Genomic DNA, 19,038 nt, shown 5'->3' on the forward strand with positions numbered 1-19,038 from the left:
TCCTTATACTGTGTGAAAATCCGGGAATGTTTTCATTCTCGGATTTTTTTTATGCAAATCTCTCAAGTTCTTGACCTCATCTCTCGCTACAATGCGACTCGTCATCCCCCTGGCTTCCCAGTATCCCGGCTGAACACACCTTAAATACTCAATATCTTCTACTTTAAATTTTATTATTTCTATAATAATAAATATTAGGTATTTGCATTTATTCCAATAGAATTTTCCCATGGTGTATGCAAAAGTTAATAGGGTTTTTTATATCGCAGGAGTATTGTTTTATATAAGGATGTGAATTTATGATATATACAACTAGTAATTGGGTAGGGTTAGTAGATAAATCAAGGCTTCTGACTGAACTCTCTATTCCTGGAACTCACGATTCTGCTGCATACACTCTTCATCGTATTTCATTTGGGTATGTTCGGACGCAACGCTGGAATATAAGAGAGCAATTAGATAATGGTATAAGGTTTCTTGATATAAGGTGTCGCCTTATTAAGAATGTATTTACTCTGCATCATGGTAGCTTTTATTTAGGCTTAAATTTCGGCGATGTATTAGCGAGTTGCATTAAATTTTTATTAGATAATCCAACAGAGTTTATTATACTTTCTGTTAAAAAAGAGCATACCGAAGAAGATAGTACTATGCTATTTCACGAGGTAATGTCTGAGCGGTATATAAAAAAGCATAAGGATTTATTTTTCACGGAAAATAAAATCCCGACCATTAAGGAGATAATTGGGAAAATTGTTCTTTTCCGTCGCTACCAGGGAGGTGATTTAGGTATTAATGCCACACCATGGCGAGACAATAACACCTTTACGATTAAAAATGGAAATTACAATATACATATTCAAGATAAGTATTCTGGCTATAGTCTTTTTGACTTTCATAAAAAAAGAGAGCATGTGGCTAAATTAATAAAACGTGCCAGGAATGGGAAAAAAAATGAATTGTATATTAACTTTACCAACGTAAGTGACACTACTGTTACTCCTCGATTAGGTGCGGTGGGTAATACTATTAGGGATGGCCTTAATAAATGGTTCGCTGATGAATACGAGACATGCACAACATGTCAATTAGGGATAATAGTTTCTGATTTTGTCGATACCAATAAGGCAGCTATGATAGATGTTATTTTGAGGTCAAATGATGATATTTGTTAAAAGCACGATCTTGACTAGATTATCTAAATAAAATATTCAATCTTTATGCAAGGAAGGTGATTTATGAATAGAAAAAATTGGATGGGGAAATTAAATGGTTCAATGCTACTGAGCAATATATCTATTCCTGGTACACATAACTCGGCAGCTATCTTCCCTTTCATGATACCAACTGGGCAGATTCAGACACAACTATGGGATATCGATGTTCAATTGAATAACGGCATTAGATTCCTAGATATAACATGTCGCCTAATTAAAGATGTACTGGCACTCTATCATAGTGACGTATATCTGAATCAGAATCTCAGTGATGTGTTAACGAGTTGTTTAGTGTTTATAAAAAACAACCCGACAGAGTTTATTATACTTTCGATAAAACAGGTGGGGGATGAGGGGGAATTTCATGATGTTTTGGTAGATAGTTATTTAAAGCTATATATTGATTGTTTTTTTATCATCAATAAAATACCTTCCATTGAAGATATACGGGGCAAGATAATCCTGTTATGTCGCTATCAAGATGGGAAGGATGGGAAGGATGGGAAGGATGGGAAAGATGGGAAAGATGGGAAAGATGGGAAAGATGGGAAAGATGGGAATATGGGCATTAATGTCATGCCGTGGGAAGATAATAAAACTTTTGTTATAGACAATGGTTATTGTAAATTACATGTGCAGGACGAGCATTCTGATTATACTGTATTATCAATAACAGATAAAATAAAACCCATTAATGACTTAATCGCGTTGGCTAAAAATAAAAGTGATAATGAAATTTATATTAATTACACCAATATAGGCGGATATCTGGTGACTCCTTTTATCGGTGCTAACGGATTTACAGGATATGACGGTATTAATAAGTGGTTTTCTGATGAATATAAGCATAGAACCAAGACTTACTTGGGAATTATAGTTTCTGACTGGGTTGACGCGCAAGAAGGTGAAATTATAGATACAGTTATTAATGCAAACTTCTAAGTGGCAGCCGCTTTTCTAACGAAGGTAAAGTCAGTCTCAGTAGCGCTATTACTGAAGCTGCTTTACCCTCCCAAAAGTTTAATTCAACACGCTTGCTGCACTCAACCTGCGGGCGTAGAGCTGACGGATTAGAGAGATCGCCCTAAATGGCGATCCCAGTCTTTCCAAACCGGTTGTAGCCCTGCTTGCATTAAGGCGTGGGCCACTTGTTGCGGCGAACGATTATCGTGGGGGGAGAACTGTTCCAGCTCCGGATGATCATCAGCATAGCCGCCCGGCTGAGTTTTAGATCCGGCACTGACATTGTTGATTGCTACCGGAATCACATTATCGCGGAAAAATGGCGATTCACGAGTCGATAACGACAACTCCACATCCGGCGCGAACAGGCGGAAAGCACAAATCAGTTGCAGCAGCTGAGGTTCGCTCATCAGTGATGCGGGTTCAATGCCGCCAGCACAGGGCCGCAAACGTGGGAAGGAGATTGAATAGCGACTCTGCCAATAACGCCGTTGCAGGTAAAACAGGTGCTCTGCCAGCATATAGCAGTCAGTGCGCCAGCTATTGGATAGCCCAATCAATGCACCTAATCCGATCTTATCGATCCCGGCCCGCCCTAAACGATCAGGGGTTGCCAGTCGCCAATGGAAATCCTGCTTATGGCCCCGTAAGTGATGCTGCTGATAGGTTGCTGGGTGATATGTTTCCTGATAAACCATCACGCCATCCAATCCCAAGGTTTTTAACTCCGCATACTCCTCCTCTGCCAGCGGTTGCACCTCCATCATCAGGGAACTAAAACGACGGCGAATGGCGGGCAGATGGCGACGAAAGTAGTCCATGCCCACTTTTGCCTGATGTTCCCCAGTGACCAATAAGAGATGCTCGAAACCCAGAGTTTTGATGGCTTCGCACTCACGGATGATCTCGGTTTCATCCAGCGTTTTGCGTTTGATGCGGTTACTCATCGAGAAGCCGCAATAGGTGCAATCATTGGCGCAGAGGTTGGAGAGATACAGCGGCACATAAAAACCCACGGTATTACCGAAACGTTGGCGAGTTAGCTGCTGCGCTTTTTGCGCCATTGGCTCCAGATAGGCCAGCGCGGCTGGTGAAATCAGCGCCATGAGATCTTCCCGGTCGGGCTTGCTGCTATTTATTGCCCGTTCAACATCACCGGCAGTTTTAGTATTGATGCGCAGCGAAATATCATCCCAATCCAATTGCTGCCAGTGATGGCTAAACTCTTCAGACATGATGATTCTCCTCCAGTTGGCTGAGGAATCCGGTCAGCGGGCTGGTGGCCGTGGCCTGATGTTGTGAATGCCCCAACCCCGCCTGACGCGCTAACTCGCCGGACTCCACCGCCAGCCGAAAAGCGTGGGCCATTTGTACCGGTGAGCGGGCGACAGCAATTGCGGTATTCACCAGCACAGCATCCGCACCCAGTTCTATCGCCTCAAGCGCATGGCTTGGTGCACCAATACCGGCATCGACCACCACCGGCACCCTGGCTTGCTCGATAATAATTTGCAGAAAATCGCGGGTGCGTAATCCCAAGTTTGAACCAATAGGTGCGCCCAATGGCATGACGGCAGCGCAGCCCACCTCTTCCAGCCGTTTGCACAAAACCGGGTCAGCGCCACAGTAGGGCAACACCACGAATCCCTGTTTCACCAATATCTCAGCAGCTTTTAGGGTCTCTATCGGATCAGGTAACAGATACTTCACATCCGGGTGGATCTCCAGTTTTACCCAATGGGTGCCGAGGGCCTCACGGGCCAGGCGCGCTGCAAATACCGCTTCCTCGGCGGTTTTCGCCCCTGAGGTGTTGGGCAGCAAGCGCACACCCAACTGGCGCAATGGTGCGAGAATGGCATCGTTGCCTGATTTCAGGTCAACCCGCTTCATCGCCATGGTGATTAACTGTGAACCGGACGCCTGTAGCGCCGCCAACATCAGTGCTGGCGTCGAAAACTTTCCGGTTCCGGTAAATAGTCTTGAAGTAAAAGTGGTATCGGCAATTTTCAACATGTCAGCCTCCGGCAATAGCTTGAAACAGCAAAATGTCATCCCCGTCCTGCAATAGGCGGTCGTCCCAACTATCACGGGGGATAATGGTTTGATTGACCGCCAGCGCGCTACCCGGCTGGCTGTAGCCCAGTTGAGTTAGCAACTCCTGCACTGTCAGCGGGTTTTCCAGCGCGATCAATTCATCATTGAGTGAAATCTTCACGCGCTGCCTCCGCAAGCCGTGCAATGGCTGGCTTTGCTGAGTTGTAGCGTGCTCCAGCTTTGCTGTTTGCCATCGAAAAGGCGTAATTTGCCACTGAGTGCCGAGGGCAGCCCTGCCAACATCTTGATCGCCTCCAATGCTTGCAAGGTGCCGATGACCCCAACCACTGGCCCTAATACACCGGCGGTGCGGCAGTTGCGCTGTTGTGTCTCTTTGCTGGGATACAAGCAGGCGTAGCAGCCGTGGGTGTAAGGGGGTTCGATAATCAGCAACTGGCCGCTAAAGCCGACGGCACTGCCGCTGATTAGTGGTTTGCCCGCTTGCACACAGGCGGCATTCACCTGATGGCGGGTTTCCATGTTGTCACAGCAATCGAGCACTAAATCCGCCACCGCGACCGCATCGGTTAAGGTGCTGCCCGTCAGCCGTCTATCAAGAGTGATGGCCTCTATCTGCGGGTTCAAACCCTGCAAGTGGCGCTGAGCCAATTTGGCTTTGCTGTGACCAATATCCGCCGTACGATAGAGTACCTGTCGCTGTAAGTTACTTATTTCTAAGGCATCATCATCTGCCAGCCACAATCTTCCTACGCCAGCGGCGGCGAGATAGAGCGCCGCTGGCGAACCAAGGCCGCCCAGACCGACAATGAGTACACTGGCCTGTTTGAGCTTTTGCTGCCCCTCGGGGCCGAGATCCTCCAGTAGCAACTGGCGGCTATAGCGTAGAAAATCCTGATCACTCAATGCGTTATTATGCATAAGTTGACTCCTTACCTTCCACCAGTTGCAGTAGTTGCGCGGTGGCGTGCTGCCAGTCAGCGGCTTGGGTGATGGCACTGACCACCGCCACACTCCCGACACCGCTGGCGACCACCTGAGGAACACGCGCCAAACTGATACCGCCAATGGCAACCGTGGGATAATCCGGCGTGTTGCTCACCTGGCGCGCTAAGGCCTCCACCCCTTGCGGGGCAGAAGGCATCTGTTTGGTTTGCGTGGGGAAAATATGGCCGAGGGCGATATAGGAGGGGCGCAACTCACGGGCTAGCGCCAACTCCTGCTCATCATGGGTCGATACGCCCAGCCGTAATCCGGCTTGCTGAATCGCTATCAAATCAGCTATCTCCAGATCCTCCTGACCCAGATGCACCCCGTAAGCGCCATGCTTAATCGCCAACCGCCAGTAGTCATTGATAAATAAGCGGGCGTTATAGCGTTTACCCAACTCAATGGCGGCGGCAATATCCTGTTCCACCTCTGTCTCATCTAACTCTTTGATGCGCAATTGGATAGTGGTCACGCCGCTGGCTAATAGCCGGGTTATCCAGAGCAGTGAATCCACCACCGGGTACAGACCCAGCCGGTGTTGAGTGGTAGCAAAGGGGGCATCAGGCTTGTTCATCGTTAACCTCGCTCTGCCGGATACTTTTGCTGTGGTACAACTCACTGCCACGAGAGCGGAATTCGACCGACATCTGCGCCATACCCGCTTGTTGAATCTGGATAGGTTGCGCCGTGACGGCCGGTTGTTGTGCTGTAGCCAACTCTTGCGCTGCGGCCTCTTCTTGTGCGGCTGCATAGTCGCGCACTTCTTGCGAGATTTTCATCGAGCAGAATTTTGGCCCACACATGGAGCAGAAGTGGGCCACTTTGCCCGACTCTTGCGGCAGGGTTTCATCGTGATAGGCGCGCGCGGTTTCGGGATCAAGGGCCAGATTGAATTGATCTTCCCAGCGGAATTCAAAACGGGCTTTCGACATGGCGTTATCGCGGATCTGTGCGCCGGGGTGCCCTTTAGCCAGATCGGCGGCATGGGCGGCGATTTTGTAGGTGATTAGCCCCTGTTTTACATCATCTTTATTCGGCAGGCCCAGATGCTCTTTTGGCGTGACGTAACAGAGCATGGCGCAACCAAACCAGCCGATCATTGCCGCCCCAATGCCTGAGGTGAAGTGATCATAACCCGGTGCGATATCTGTGGTGAGTGGCCCCAGGGTATAGAAGGGGGCTTCGTGACAGTGCTCCAACTCCTCGGTCATATTGCGGTGGATCATCTGCATCGGCACATGCCCCGGGCCTTCGATCATCACCTGAACATCATATTCCCAGGCGATCTTGGTTAATTCACCCAGTGTATGCAATTCGGCAAATTGGGCTTCATCATTGGCATCCTGAATAGAACCTGGCCGCAAGCCATCGCCGAGTGATAATGAAACGTCGTAGGCGGCACAAATTTGGCAGATTTCACGGAAATGCTGATACAGGAAGTTCTCCTGATGATGGGACAAGCACCACTTCGCCATGATAGACCCACCACGAGAGACAATACCTGTTAGGCGTTTGGCGGTCATCGGCACATAGCGCAGCAACACACCGGCGTGGATAGTAAAGTAATCAACCCCTTGCTCCGCCTGCTCCAGCAAGGTGTCGCGGAACATCTCCCAGGTCAGATTTTCAGCCACGCCATTCACTTTTTCCAGCGCCTGATAGATGGGCACTGTGCCGATCGGCACCGGGCTGTTACGCAAAATCCATTCACGAGTTTCATGAATATAGCGGCCAGTAGATAAGTCCATCACGGTATCGGCTCCCCAGCGCGTGGACCACACCAGCTTTTCCACCTCCTCTTCGATGGAGGAGGTCACCGCCGAATTGCCGATGTTGGCGTTCACTTTGACCAAAAAGTTGCGACCAATAATCATTGGCTCAGCTTCGGGGTGATTAATATTGGCGGGGATGATGGCGCGGCCTGCGGCAACTTCTTGGCGCACGAATTCTGCTGTGATGTTCTCCGGCAAATTAGCGCCGAAATTCTGCCCAGGATGCTGGTGGCGCAAGACTTCGCCGCGAACTCTTTCTCGCCCCATATTTTCACGCAGGGCGATAAACTCCATTTCTGGTGTGGCAATCCCTGCACGAGCATAGTGCAGTTGGGTGACACACTTGCCCTCAATGGCTTTTTTCGGCTTCGGTAGATGCTCAAAGCGCAGATGATCCAAACCTGCGTCCGCTAAACGCTGCTGGGTAAATCCTGAACTGACCGAGGTGAGGGCCTCGGTATCCTGACGATCCGCTATCCAGCTAGCACGCAGTTTGGGCAGCCCCACATGGACGTCTAGTTTGGCGAGGGGATCACCATAGGGGCCGGAGGTGTCGTAAACCGGAATGGCCTCGTTATCTTCGTAGCGCGGATCGCTCTTGCTGCCGCTGATCAAGGTCGGGCTAAGTTGGATCTCGCGCATCGGCACCTGAATGTCAGGCCGTGAACCTTGCAGGTAGATGCGTTGGGAGTTGGGGAAAGTCACCCCCTGTAAACTATCAATAAACTGTTGGGCCTCTTCGCGCTGCTGTTTGCGCGGGCGTGATGGGTTTTTCGTGGTGGCTGACGTTGTATTATTAGACATAGCAAATTCCTACCAGTGTGGTTTATAGAGCCAATGTGGTGTATAGGGAAAATTGCTTGTCTGGAGCTTGGCGGGAGTAACGATGTTGGCCAGTGACCGGCAGACACCTGTGAAGGGGAAGACCGGGCCTGTAGCGATAAATTACTCTTGTTCCCTTCGCGGGTACTAACCCGATCAGGTTCCGCGGATCCCGAATTAACGGTCTCAGCCTGCATCTGCTTTTAAAAGCCGACGCTAGGCACTCCGACAAGAATCCTCAGTATATGAGGTTGTATTAAAACTACAAGGGCCGACCGTAAGCTATTTTCTTGCCGCACTTTGAGTTTGGGCAGTGCTCCAAATCCTCACGTACTACGTGTGTGCGCGCTGTCTGCATCCAAATTGCCTGCGACAATTATGCTTACTATTGATGTATTTGGTTAATTGGCCTGACTTTTTCTATTTTCTGGCTGAGCGGTTTGCCAGGACTCTGCTGCCCACTTAATTAACTGATCTTCTAACTGGAAACGGGCGTCGAGGGCTTCGCCGATATCGGATAACGCCTGTTGGAACTCGGTGCAGCTATCATCGTCATCGATCTCGATGTTGGTATAACGATCGTGGAATAACATGATAGTTTGGGTATTGTTTTTTAACGCAGGGTAAACTTTGGTGGTCAGCGCCATTCTTGGGCTGGACTCGCCTTCTACCTGCTTGATAATTCTGTCGTAGATGTGAAAATGACCAGCTGAGAGATAATCCACCAGGTTATGACAAAAGTTCTCCAGCGCTTTTTCATTAAGCGGGGTATGCTTTTCTTTTCGCGGCTTAATACCGATCACTGTGCAATACGAAACTAAAAGTTCTTTACGCGCATGAAGCCATTGATCAATTAATTCATTACTGCCGCCAACGCGTTGAGTCAAGCTTTCCAGTCGATTGAGCATGAACGACTCCGTGAAGTAATAATGAGTTACAAAAAAGTAACAAGCCAGATTCTAGATTGCCAGTGAAGTCGAGGTTGTGCAACAACGATATGGAACTACAACTTACAGGTAAAGAGAGTGGCTGGTGGGTAGTCAGCCATGAAAACAAACTATGGCTGCCAAAAGGGGAGTTGCCACAAGGCAATGCTGCCAATTGGTCGCTACAGGGCGCAACCGCCAGACAAATTGGTGAATGGCAGGGGCAGGCGGTTTGGCTTATTCGCCAGATCATGCCGACCGACATGGGATCAGTGCGCCAATTACTGGATGTAGATCGCGGCCTGTTCCAACTGGCTGGGCGGGGTGTGCAATTAGCGGAGTTTTATCGCTCCCACCGTTTCTGCGGCTATTGCGGCCATCAAATGCATGCCAGCCGCACCGAATGGGCTTGCCTGTGTAATCACTGCCGTGAACGTTATTATCCGCAAATCGCCCCTTGTGTGATTGTTGCCATTCGCCGTGGTGATGAAATCTTATTGGCGCAGCATGTGCGGCATCGTGGTGGGATTAATACGGTGCTGGCCGGTTTTGTCGAAGTGGGCGAAACATTGGAGCAGGCGGTGTCCCGTGAGGTTTTGGAAGAGAGCAATATTCACATTAAAAATCTGCGCTACGTGACGTCACAACCCTGGCCGTTCCCACATTCGCTCATGGTGGCCTATATGGCGGAGTATGACCACGGCGAACTGCGCCACGATCCGAAAGAGCTGCTCAATGCCGGTTGGTATCGCTACGACCAACTCCCATTACTGCCGCCGCCGGGCACTGTGGCCCGCAGGTTGATTGAAGATACGGTGGTCTTGTGCCGCAGTGAGCAGGAAAGCTGAATCTGGCATGCTACAATGCTGCCAACTAAAAGATGGCCGCCAGGTAATTAAGGGAGCTTCACCATGAATGAATTGAAAAACGATCGCTATCTGCGGGCCTTATTGCGCCAACCGGTTGATATCACACCGGTATGGATGATGCGCCAGGCGGGCCGCTACTTGCCAGAATACAAAGCTACCCGCGCAATTGCCGGTGATTTTATGTCGCTGTGTAAAAACGCGGAGCTGGCCTGTGAAGTGACGATGCAGCCATTGCGTCGTTATCCACTGGATGCAGCGATTCTGTTTTCAGACATTCTAACCATCCCGGATGCCATGGGGCTAGGGCTCTATTTTGAAACCGGCGAAGGCCCGCGCTTCAAATCGCCAATTACCTGCCGCGCCGATGTTGAAAAGTTGCCGATCCCTGATCCTGAACAGGAGTTGGGCTACGTCATGAATGCGGTGCGCACTATTCGTCGTGAGCTGGCAGGGCAAGTGCCGCTGATTGGCTTCTCCGGCAGCCCATGGACGCTGGCGACCTACATGGTCGAGGGCGGTAGCAGCAAGGCCTTCACCAAACTGAAAAAAATGATGTATGCCGAACCACAAACACTGCATCTGTTGCTGGATAAACTGGCCGATAGCGTCATTTTGTATCTCAATGCGCAAATCAGGGCCGGAGCGCAGTCAGTGATGGTTTTTGATACTTGGGGCGGGGTGTTGACAGGCCGCGACTATCTTGAGTTCTCATTGAATTACATGCATAAAATCGTCAATGGCCTGACTCGTGAAAACGAGGGGCGGCGTGTCCCGGTCACCTTGTTTACCAAAGGCGGCGGGCAGTGGCTGGAAGCCATGGCTGCCACCGGCTGTGATGCGCTGGGGCTGGATTGGACCACTGACCTTGCCGATGCGCGTCGCCGTGTGGGTGATAAAGTCGCGCTGCAAGGCAATATGGACCCTTCCATCTTGTATGCACCACCTGCGCGTATTGAGCAAGAAGTCAGCACTATTTTAGCCAGTTTTGGGCAAGGTGAGGGTCATGTGTTTAATCTGGGCCACGGCATTCATCAGGATGTCCCGCCAGAACATGCCGGTGCTTTTGTTAAAGCGGTACATGCGCTATCACGGCCTTATCACCAATAGATTATCTGAATAGGTTGCCAGATGATTGACACTAAAGCGCTCCGGGCAGAGCAACAACAGCGGGCATCTGAGGTAATACTGCAAGATGACCCGGTTCTGGCGGGGGGTGTTAACCCGCCAGTGCGCTTTATTGCTGGCGCTGATGTGGGTTTTGAGCAGCAGGGGGAGGTGACCCGTGCTGCTATCGCGATTTTGCGCTATCCCTCGCTCGAGCTGGTGGAGTATCAGATTGCACGGGTAGAAACTTCACTGCCGTATATCCCCGGTTTACTCTCTTTTCGTGAATACCCTGCATTATTAGCCGCTTGGGCGCAGCTCCAGCAACGGCCTGAACTGGTTTTTGTTGATGGGCAGGGTATCGCGCATCCACGCCGTTTAGGGGTTGCCAGCCATTTTGGTCTGTTAGTGGATGTGCCCACCATTGGTGTCGCCAAAAGCCGCCTATGTGGGCATTTTCAGCCGCTGGAGAGCGCTAACGGCGCAGTACAACCTCTAATTGACGGCGATGAACAACTTGGTTGGGTATGGCGCAGTAAAACTCGCTGCAACCCGCTGTTTATTTCGCCGGGGCATCGGGTGAGTGTGGCGAGCGCATTGACGTGGGTTCAGCGCTGCATGGCGGGTTACCGCTTGCCAGAACCCACTCGCTGGGCGGATGCTATCGCCTCAAACCGCCCGCAATTTCAACGTTGGGTGCGGAAAACTCCTGATTTGCTTGGCAACAATAGGGATATGATTTAATTTCGGGTACACTGCCGCGCAGATAATGAATAATGAGAACTCATCATGATACGTAATCCGATTCATCTACGTCTCGAAAAGCTGGAAAGCTGGCAACACCTGACTTTCATGGCTTGTTTGTGCGAACGGATGTATCCCAACTATCAGCAATTTTGTCTGGAAACAGAGTTTGGCGATCCGGCGGTTTACCGGCGCATTCTGGACCTTATCTGGGAAACGTTGGTTGTAAAAGACGCTAAAGTGAATTTTGATAGTCAGTTGGAGAAGTTGGAAGAGGCAATTCCTTCAGCTGATGACTATGCTATCTACGGTGTTTATCCGGCCATCGATGCGTGTATCGCCTTAAGTGAGGCGATCCATTCGCGTTTGAGTGGGGAGACACTGGAACATGCCATCGCGATCAGCGAAGCATCCATTCGCACTGTTGCCATGTTGGAAATGACACTGGCTGGCAAAGAAATGACCGATGAAGAGCTAAAAATCTTACCCGCAGTCGAAGAGGAGTGGGACATCCAATGGGAGATTTTCCGCCTCTTGGCTGACTGTGAAGAGCGCGACCTGGATTTGATAAAAGGGTTACGATCTGACCTGCGGGAAGCGGCTGTTAGCAACATTGGCATAAATTTAACGCAATAAGGCAAGAAAACGTGATTTAACGCCTGATTTGTCACGTCTTAAGGCTTCACATCTGCCCCCTGTCTGTTCTACATTTGGGGGGCGAAAAAAAGTGGCTATCGGTGCGTGTATGCAGGAGAGTGCTGTCATTTGGCATATCCGTCGCACTTGATGCTTTGCAAACGATAAACACACTGTAAGGATAACTTATGAATAAGACTCAACTGATTGACGTAATCGCGGACAAAGCGGACCTTTCTAAAGCTCAAGCTAAAGCTGCTTTGGAGTCCACACTGGCTGCAATTACCGAATCTCTGAAAGACGGTGATCCAGTACAATTGGTTGGTTTCGGTACTTTTAAAGTAAACCATCGTAATGAGCGCACTGGCCGCAACCCACAGACTGGTAAAGAAATCAAAATTGCTGCAGCTAATGTGCCAGCGTTTGTTTCTGGTAAAGCACTGAAAGATTCTGTTAAATCTTAATAGTGTGTCAGTGAAAATAATAAGCAGGGGGGTGGCAAAGCCCCTTTTGTTTATGCAGCGGGTGCTGATGACCCTCGGTTTAGCCTTTGGTCTCAGCGCCTGTAGCAGTCAGTCAAACTCCCCCCAATTCAGTGCTAGCGGATACATCGCCGACAGCGGCGTAGTGCGTCTATGGCGTCAGGATAATGCGCAACAGCAGCCACAGGTGTTGATGAGCGTCTATAGCCCCTACTCCGGGGACAATACTCGCGTTACCTTCTATCAATACCAAAATGGTATTTTGCATGAAATTCGTCGTAACGATTTAGGCCATAACCCACAGAGCATCGAGCTGCGTTTCGATGAGCAGGGGCAGGTGAGCTTTATGCAGCGCCAATTGGCCGAGCGTCGTGAGCAGCTCTCAACCGATGAGATTGCGGTTTACCAGTTGGAAGCGAAACGTATTCTGGAGCTGAGCAGCGCACTGCGCGCCGGAAACGTCAGATTAACTCAGGGGCATTGGCAGGATGGTATCGTCACCAGCTGTGCCGGAAAAACATTACGGCTGAGCCTCGATGATAACTCGCAGAGATGGTTGAGCCAGCGGGGCGGGAAGAGTGCGCAACCCTTAGGTGTCGCGTGGCTGGACTCACCGGAAGGTCAACAGCTGTTGCTGGCTGCCAATCAGGATTTCTGCCGCTGGGAACCGAGCGCCGGCAGTTTATAACATCTGAAATGTAAAATGGGCACAGCGAACCGTGCCCATCGAAAGTATTGACTGCTAGCTAGTTGTTTATCACGGTCTGGTTATTTGCCACGAGCAATCGCCCGATAGCCAATATCTTTGCGGCAGAAACTGCCTTCCCAATGAATATCCGCCGCTAACTGATAAGCGCGCTGCTGTGCCTTGGCGACGGTGTCCCCCAGTGCGGTTACGCACAATACCCGCCCGCCGCTGGTCACCACCTGATTATCACCATTCAACTGCGTACCGGCATGGAATACTTTTCCGTCGGCCACTTCTTGCTGCGGCAATCCTTGGATAACATCGCCCTGGCGATAATCTGCCGGATAACCGCCCGCTGCCAGCACCACACCCAGTGAAGGGCGATCATCCCAGTCAGAGGTTTTCTCATTTAGCTTGCCTTGCGCACCCGCCAAACAGAGCTCGACCAGATCAGAGCGCATCCGCAGCATGATAGGTTGTGTTTCTGGATCACCAAAGCGACAGTTGAATTCGATAACTTTCGGTTGCCCATCGGCTGAAATCATCAAGCCTGCGTATAGAAAGCCGGTATAGACACTCCCTTCCGCCGCCATGCCGCGCACGGTTGGCCAGATAATCTGATCCATCACGCGCTGGTGGATCTCATCTGTTACCACGGGGGCTGGTGAGTAAGCCCCCATCCCGCCAGTATTCGGGCCGGTATCGCCATCACCGACGCGTTTATGATCCTGACTGGTGGCCATTGGTAGCACATTCTTGCCATCAACCATCACGATAAAGCTGGCTTCTTCGCCGTCGAGGAACTCTTCCACCACGATACGGTGGCCAGCATCACCAAAAGCATTACCTGCCAACATGTCGTGAACGGCAGTTTCCGCCTCTTCCAACGTCATGGCGACAATCACGCCTTTACCTGCTGCCAGTCCGTCAGCCTTAATCACAATTGGTGCGCCAATCTTGCGAACATAAGCCAGCGCGGGTTCGACCTCAGTGAAATTCTGGTAGAACGCGGTTGGGATATGGTGGCGCGCCAGGAAATCTTTGGTGAACGCTTTGGAGCCTTCCAACTGAGCTGCCGCTTGCGTTGGGCCGAAGATAGTCAGACCCGCGTCACGGAATGCATCCACCACGCCAATCACTAACGGTGCTTCCGGGCCAACAATGGTCAGGCCGATATCGTGGCTTTGAGCAAAGGCCAGCAAGCCTGCAATATCTGTCGCGGCGATAGCCACGTTTTCTAATCGAGGTTCCAGCGCCGTACCGGCATTGCCCGGCGCGACATAGATTTTATCCGCTAAAGGCGATTGCGCGGCTTTCCAGCCTAGTGCGTGTTCGCGCCCACCGTTACCAATAATCAAAATATTCATCGGGTGACTCCGTTAAGCGGTTTAATTAATGACGGAAATGACGCATGTCAGTAAAGATCATCGCGATGTTGTGTTCATCTGCGGCAGCAATCACTTCGTCATCGCGGATAGAACCACCCGGCTGGATCACGCAAGTGATGCCAACGGCAGCGGCGGCATCAATGCCATCACGGAACGGGAAGAAGGCATCAGACGCCATGGCGGAGCCGGCAACCTGTAAACCTTCGTCGGCGGCTTTGATCCCGGCAATCTTGGCAGAGTAAACACGGCTCATCTGGCCTGCGCCTATCCCTATGGTCATATTATCGCGGGCATAAACAATGGCATTGGATTTAACGAACTTAGCCACTTTCCAGCAGAACAGCGCATCACGCAGCTCTTGCGCGGTTGGCTGGCGTTTAGACACCACGCGCAGATCCGCTTCTGTCACCATACCTAAATCACGATCTTGTACCAGCAAACCGCCATTCACACGTTTGAAATCCAGACCGGCAGAGCGCGCCTGCCACTGACCACAGATCAACACACGCACGTTTTGTTTGGCAGCCAGAACACTCAGGGCATCGGCGCTGACACTTGGCGCGATAATCACCTCCACAAACTGGCGGCTGATGATCGCCTGAGCGGTAGCGGCATCTAACTCACGGTTAAAAGCAATAATGCCGCCGAAAGCAGAGGTAGGGTCAGTTTTGTATGCGCTTTCGTAAGCGGCAAGAGTGGAGTCACCAATCGCTACGCCACAAGGGTTAGCGTGTTTGACTATCACACAGGCAGGTTCGCTGAACTCCTTCACACACTCAAGTGCGGCATCAGTATCGGCGATGTTGTTGTAAGAGAGCGCTTTGCCTTGCAGCTGCTCTGCGGCAGCGACGGAAGCTTCTTTCAGATTCTCTTCTATATAGAAGGCAGCTTGCTGGTGGCTGTTTTCACCGTAACGCATATCCTGCTTCTTAATATAGTTAAGATTCAGGGTTCGCGGGAAGTGACCTGCGGGCTGCTCGGTCTCGCCGTGGTACGCCGGAACCATGGTGCCAAAGTAGTTGGCGATCATGCTGTCGTAGGCAGCGGTATGCTCGAATGCTTTAATCGCCAGATTGAAGCGGGTTGGGTAGGTCAGCGAGCCGTCATTATTATCCAGCTCGGTAATGATAGCGGCATAGTCACTGCTCTTCACCACGATGGCGACATCTTTATGATTCTTCGCCGCAGAGCGCACCATGGTTGGCCCGCCGATATCAATATTCTCAACGGCATCTTCCAGTGAACAATCTGGACGCGCCACGGTTTCAGCAAAAGGATACAGATTGACGACCACCATATCGATCGGCTGAATATCATGTTCAGTCATGATGGCATCGTCTTGACCACGGCGACCGAGAATACCGCCATGGATTTTTGGATGCAGAGTCTTAACGCGGCCATCCATCATTTCCGGGAAACCGGTGTAATCAGAAACTTCGGTGACTGGCAGGCCAGCATCGGCCAACAGGCGGGCAGTCCCACCGGTGGAGAGTAACTCGATGCCACGCTGAGAAAGCGCTGCGGCAAATTCAATGATACCCGCTTTATCAGACACACTAAGCAGAGCACGGCGGATTGGACGGCGTTGTTGCATGGTTTTATCCCTTGGCTTTGGAATCGCAGTTTTTCATTCGCTATAAATAGAGCGTTACGTGAATCTCTACCTGGTACTTCTCTCTATATAGAGGAACAGATTCAGATAACGTCCCGAAAAGAGGACTGCCAGCCTGTCGTTAGAGCCTTGCTGGCTAGGATAAACGGAAAAACCCGCTTAATTTGGGCCTGACTGGCACTATTTTGATAAAAATCGATCCGCAAAGGCGATATTTGATGAATACCGCTCTGCAATTTCGACGCGGGGAATTGTAGCGAAAACGATTGCGTGATGCTCGTCAATTTTCAGTTCAGATCACATCTGTGGATAAGTTTGTGCACAACAGGGTATAAAGCGGGGTTTTGCTGTGGAATGCAGCAAACGATCATTTTTATTGAAATTAGCAGTTGCGGCCTGCGCGGAACTCCCTATAATGCGCATCCATCGAGACGGCACACAACGAATCAAGTAGTTAAGTGACCGGCAAAGAGAACAGAGAAATTCAACGAAATAAGTAGTTGACTCTGAGTGAGGAAAGCGTAATATGCGCACCTCGAGTTACTGACCGGAAGGTTGCTAACTCACTGCTCTTTAACAATTTATCAGACAATCTGTGTGGGCACTCGCAAGACGATATCGAAGCCTGTTTCGGCAGGCAGAAGCAATATCAAAGTCTTGAAGAGTGACCAAAGCAGTACACATTTGAACTTCGGTTCGAATGCATATTTGCAGAAAGTAATCTTTGAGCATCGCTACTTCGGTAGCAAATCAAACAAATCTTAAATTGAAGAGTTTGATCATGGCTCAGATTGAACGCTGGCGGCAGGCCTAACACATGCAAGTCGAGCGGCAGCGGGAAGTAGTTTACTACTTCGCCGGCGAGCGGCGGACGGGTGAGTAATGTCTGGGGATCTGCCTGATGGAGGGGGATAACTACTGGAAACGGTAGCTAATACCGCATGACCTCGTAAGAGCAAAGTGGGGGACCTTCGGGCCTCACGCCATCGGATGAACCCAGATGGGATTAGCTAGTAGGTGGGGTAATGGCTCACCTAGGCGACGATCCCTAGCTGGTCTGAGAGGATGACCAGCCACACTGGAACTGAGACACGGTCCAGACTCCTACGGGAGGCAGCAGTGGGGAATATTGCACAATGGGCGCAAGCCTGATGCAGCCATGCCGCGTGTGTGAAGAAGGCCTTCGGGTTGTAAAGCACTTTCAGCGAGGAGGAAGGCAGTCGTGTTAATAGCACGATTGATTGACGTTACTCGCAGAAGAAGCACCGGCTAACTCCGTGCCAGCAGCCGCGGTAATACGGAGGGTGCAAGCGTTAATCGGAATTACTGGGCGTAAAGCGCACGCAGGCGGTTTGTTAAGTCAGATGTGAAATCCCCGCGCTTAACGTGGGAACTGCATTTGAAACTGGCAAGCTAGAGTCTTGTAGAGGGGGGTAGAATTCCAGGTGTAGCGGTGAAATGCGTAGAGATCTGGAGGAATACCGGTGGCGAAGGCGGCCCCCTGGACAAAGACTGACGCTCAGGTGCGAAAGCGTGGGGAGCAAACAGGATTAGATACCCTGGTAGTCCACGCTGTAAACGATGTCGACTTGGAGGTTGTGCCCTTGAGGCGTGGCTTCCGGAGCTAACGCGTTAAGTCGACCGCCTGGGGAGTACGGCCGCAAGGTTAAAACTCAAATGAATTGACGGGGGCCCGCACAAGCGGTGGAGCATGTGGTTTAATTCGATGCAACGCGAAGAACCTTACCTACTCTTGACATCCACAGAACTTAGCAGAGATGCTTCGGTGCCTTCGGGAACTGTGAGACAGGTGCTGCATGGCTGTCGTCAGCTCGTGTTGTGAAATGTTGGGTTAAGTCCCGCAACGAGCGCAACCCTTATCCTTTGTTGCCAGCACGTAATGGTGGGAACTCAAGGGAGACTGCCGGTGACAAACCGGAGGAAGGTGGGGATGACGTCAAGTCATCATGGCCCTTACGAGTAGGGCTACACACGTGCTACAATGGCAGATACAAAGTGAAGCGAACTCGCGAGAGCAAGCGGACCACATAAAGTCTGTCGTAGTCCGGATTGGAGTCTGCAACTCGACTCCATGAAGTCGGAATCGCTAGTAATCGTAGATCAGAATGCTACGGTGAATACGTTCCCGGGCCTTGTACACACCGCCCGTCACACCATGGGAGTGGGTTGCAAAAGAAGTAGGTAGCTTAACCTTCGGGAGGGCGCTTACCACTTTGTGATTCATGACTGGGGTGAAGTCGTAACAAGGTAACCGTAGGGGAACCTGCGGTTGGATCACCTCCTTACCTCACGATACGCATTGCGCAGTGTCCACACAGATTGTCTGATGAATGTAATGAGCAAGGTAACCTGCTGTAGATGGGTGAGACGCGCACCGCAAAATCGAGTGTTGACTGCATCAGTCGCTCGGATTTGCAGGCAAATTCTCGCCTCTACACGAAATTCTCGAAGCAGTGCTTCGAGAGTCAAATTTCGTGTCCCCATCGTCTAGAGGCCTAGGACACTGCCCTTTCACGGCTGTAACAGGGGTTCGAATCCCCTTGGGGACGCCAATCCGATAATGTGTGAAAGACATTATCAACCGGTTCTTTATGAACTAAAAAATAACTTAAAGATGACTTTAACGAGTCGTGTTTAAGATATTGCTCTTTAACAATCTGGAACAAGCTGAAAATTGAAACAATACAGCTGAAACTTATCTCTCCGTAGATGTACTGAGATAAGGAGTAGCCTGTATTAGAGTCTCTCAAAT

Annotated in this window: 17 protein-coding genes, 1 tRNA gene, 1 rRNA gene and 1 riboswitch; of the genes, 10 read left to right on the plus strand and 9 right to left on the minus strand. The window is 50.5% G+C overall.

Features of this window, described 5'->3' with window-relative positions:
* Positions 1-299: 299 nt before the first annotated feature.
* Complete coding sequence (locus FFE93_RS01410; protein ID WP_054873145.1) at positions 300-1,175, plus strand: phosphatidylinositol-specific phospholipase C; 876 nt, start codon at positions 300-302, stop codon at positions 1,173-1,175.
* A 63-nt stretch (positions 1,176-1,238) separates the two neighbouring features.
* A complete protein-coding gene (locus tag FFE93_RS21460; protein ID WP_186367687.1) occupies positions 1,239-2,159 on the plus strand; it encodes a phosphatidylinositol-specific phospholipase C domain-containing protein in 921 nt (306 codons plus the stop codon).
* A gap of 128 nt (positions 2,160-2,287) precedes the next feature.
* Here the strand turns inward: FFE93_RS21460 and thiH are convergent, their stop codons facing one another.
* The 7 genes from thiH to FFE93_RS01450 all read right to left on the minus strand — a co-directional run bounded on the left by thiH (position 2,288) and on the right by FFE93_RS01450 (position 8,724).
* Entirely contained in the window at positions 2,288-3,415 is a 1,128-nt protein-coding gene (thiH, locus tag FFE93_RS01420) for a 2-iminoacetate synthase ThiH (protein ID WP_138774705.1), read from the minus strand.
* Positions 3,408-4,193 carry a thiazole synthase gene (locus FFE93_RS01425; protein WP_005277570.1) on the minus strand — a complete coding sequence of 262 codons (786 nt, stop codon included), beginning with the start codon at positions 4,191-4,193 and terminating at the stop codon, positions 3,408-3,410. Before FFE93_RS01425 ends, thiH begins: the two co-directional genes overlap by 8 nt.
* Position 4,194: 1 nt before the next feature.
* On the minus strand, positions 4,195-4,395 hold the full coding sequence (gene thiS, locus FFE93_RS01430) for a sulfur carrier protein ThiS (RefSeq protein WP_032898576.1): 201 nt from the start codon (positions 4,393-4,395) through the stop codon (positions 4,195-4,197).
* Positions 4,392-5,153 carry a HesA/MoeB/ThiF family protein gene (locus tag FFE93_RS01435; RefSeq protein WP_138774706.1) on the minus strand — a complete coding sequence of 254 codons (762 nt, stop codon included), beginning with the start codon at positions 5,151-5,153 and terminating at the stop codon, positions 4,392-4,394. The genes thiS and FFE93_RS01435 overlap by 4 nt, the downstream gene beginning before the upstream one ends.
* Positions 5,146-5,796, minus strand: a complete 651-nt coding sequence (thiE, locus tag FFE93_RS01440; protein ID WP_138774707.1) for a thiamine phosphate synthase — start codon at positions 5,794-5,796, stop codon at positions 5,146-5,148. Before thiE ends, FFE93_RS01435 begins: the two co-directional genes overlap by 8 nt.
* Entirely contained in the window at positions 5,783-7,798 is a 2,016-nt protein-coding gene (gene thiC, locus FFE93_RS01445; protein ID WP_138774708.1) for a phosphomethylpyrimidine synthase ThiC, read from the minus strand. The genes thiE and thiC overlap by 14 nt, the downstream gene beginning before the upstream one ends.
* Before the next feature lie 134 nt (positions 7,799-7,932).
* Positions 7,933-8,054: riboswitch (TPP riboswitch) on the minus strand.
* Between the two features lie 163 nt (positions 8,055-8,217).
* On the minus strand, positions 8,218-8,724 hold the full coding sequence (locus tag FFE93_RS01450) for an Rsd/AlgQ family anti-sigma factor (RefSeq protein ID WP_005277578.1): 507 nt from the start codon (positions 8,722-8,724) through the stop codon (positions 8,218-8,220).
* An 89-nt stretch (positions 8,725-8,813) separates the two neighbouring features.
* Here FFE93_RS01450 and nudC point away from each other — a divergent pair, with 89 nt between their 5' ends.
* From nudC to FFE93_RS01480, 6 genes are all read left to right on the plus strand, one after another.
* Positions 8,814-9,590: an NAD(+) diphosphatase gene (gene nudC / locus FFE93_RS01455; RefSeq protein WP_005277579.1), complete on the plus strand. Its 777-nt coding sequence runs from the start codon at positions 8,814-8,816 to the stop codon at positions 9,588-9,590.
* Between the two features lie 63 nt (positions 9,591-9,653).
* Positions 9,654-10,718 carry a uroporphyrinogen decarboxylase gene (hemE, locus tag FFE93_RS01460; protein ID WP_005277581.1) on the plus strand — a complete coding sequence of 355 codons (1,065 nt, stop codon included), beginning with the start codon at positions 9,654-9,656 and terminating at the stop codon, positions 10,716-10,718.
* Positions 10,719-10,739: 21 nt separating this feature from the next.
* Entirely contained in the window at positions 10,740-11,459 is a 720-nt protein-coding gene (nfi, locus tag FFE93_RS01465; RefSeq protein WP_005277583.1) for a deoxyribonuclease V, read from the plus strand.
* 45 nt (positions 11,460-11,504) lie between these two features.
* The gene (locus FFE93_RS01470; RefSeq protein WP_032898579.1) at positions 11,505-12,095 is read left to right on the plus strand and encodes a YjaG family protein; all 591 of its coding nucleotides are present in this window, start codon (positions 11,505-11,507) and stop codon (positions 12,093-12,095) included.
* A gap of 188 nt (positions 12,096-12,283) precedes the next feature.
* A complete protein-coding gene (gene hupA, locus FFE93_RS01475) occupies positions 12,284-12,559 on the plus strand; it encodes a nucleoid-associated protein HU-alpha (protein WP_004876782.1) in 276 nt (91 codons plus the stop codon).
* Positions 12,560-12,611: 52 nt separating this feature from the next.
* Positions 12,612-13,265, plus strand: a complete 654-nt coding sequence (locus FFE93_RS01480) for a DUF1481 domain-containing protein (protein ID WP_049602991.1) — start codon at positions 12,612-12,614, stop codon at positions 13,263-13,265.
* Between the two features lie 80 nt (positions 13,266-13,345).
* Here the strand turns inward: FFE93_RS01480 and purD are convergent, their stop codons facing one another.
* Positions 13,346-14,632 carry a phosphoribosylamine--glycine ligase gene (purD, locus tag FFE93_RS01485; RefSeq protein ID WP_005277590.1) on the minus strand — a complete coding sequence of 429 codons (1,287 nt, stop codon included), beginning with the start codon at positions 14,630-14,632 and terminating at the stop codon, positions 13,346-13,348.
* A gap of 25 nt (positions 14,633-14,657) precedes the next feature.
* Complete coding sequence (gene purH / locus FFE93_RS01490; protein ID WP_138774709.1) at positions 14,658-16,247, minus strand: bifunctional phosphoribosylaminoimidazolecarboxamide formyltransferase/IMP cyclohydrolase; 1,590 nt, start codon at positions 16,245-16,247, stop codon at positions 14,658-14,660.
* Between the two features lie 781 nt (positions 16,248-17,028).
* Between purH and FFE93_RS01505 the strand changes: the two genes are divergently transcribed.
* A 16S ribosomal RNA gene (locus FFE93_RS01505) occupies positions 17,029-18,571 on the plus strand.
* 191 nt (positions 18,572-18,762) lie between these two features.
* A tRNA-Glu gene (locus FFE93_RS01510) sits at positions 18,763-18,838 on the plus strand.
* Positions 18,839-19,038 lie beyond the last annotated feature (200 nt).

Source organism: Yersinia sp. KBS0713, assembly GCF_005937895.2.
Lineage (GTDB): Bacteria > Pseudomonadota > Gammaproteobacteria > Enterobacterales > Enterobacteriaceae > Yersinia > Yersinia bercovieri.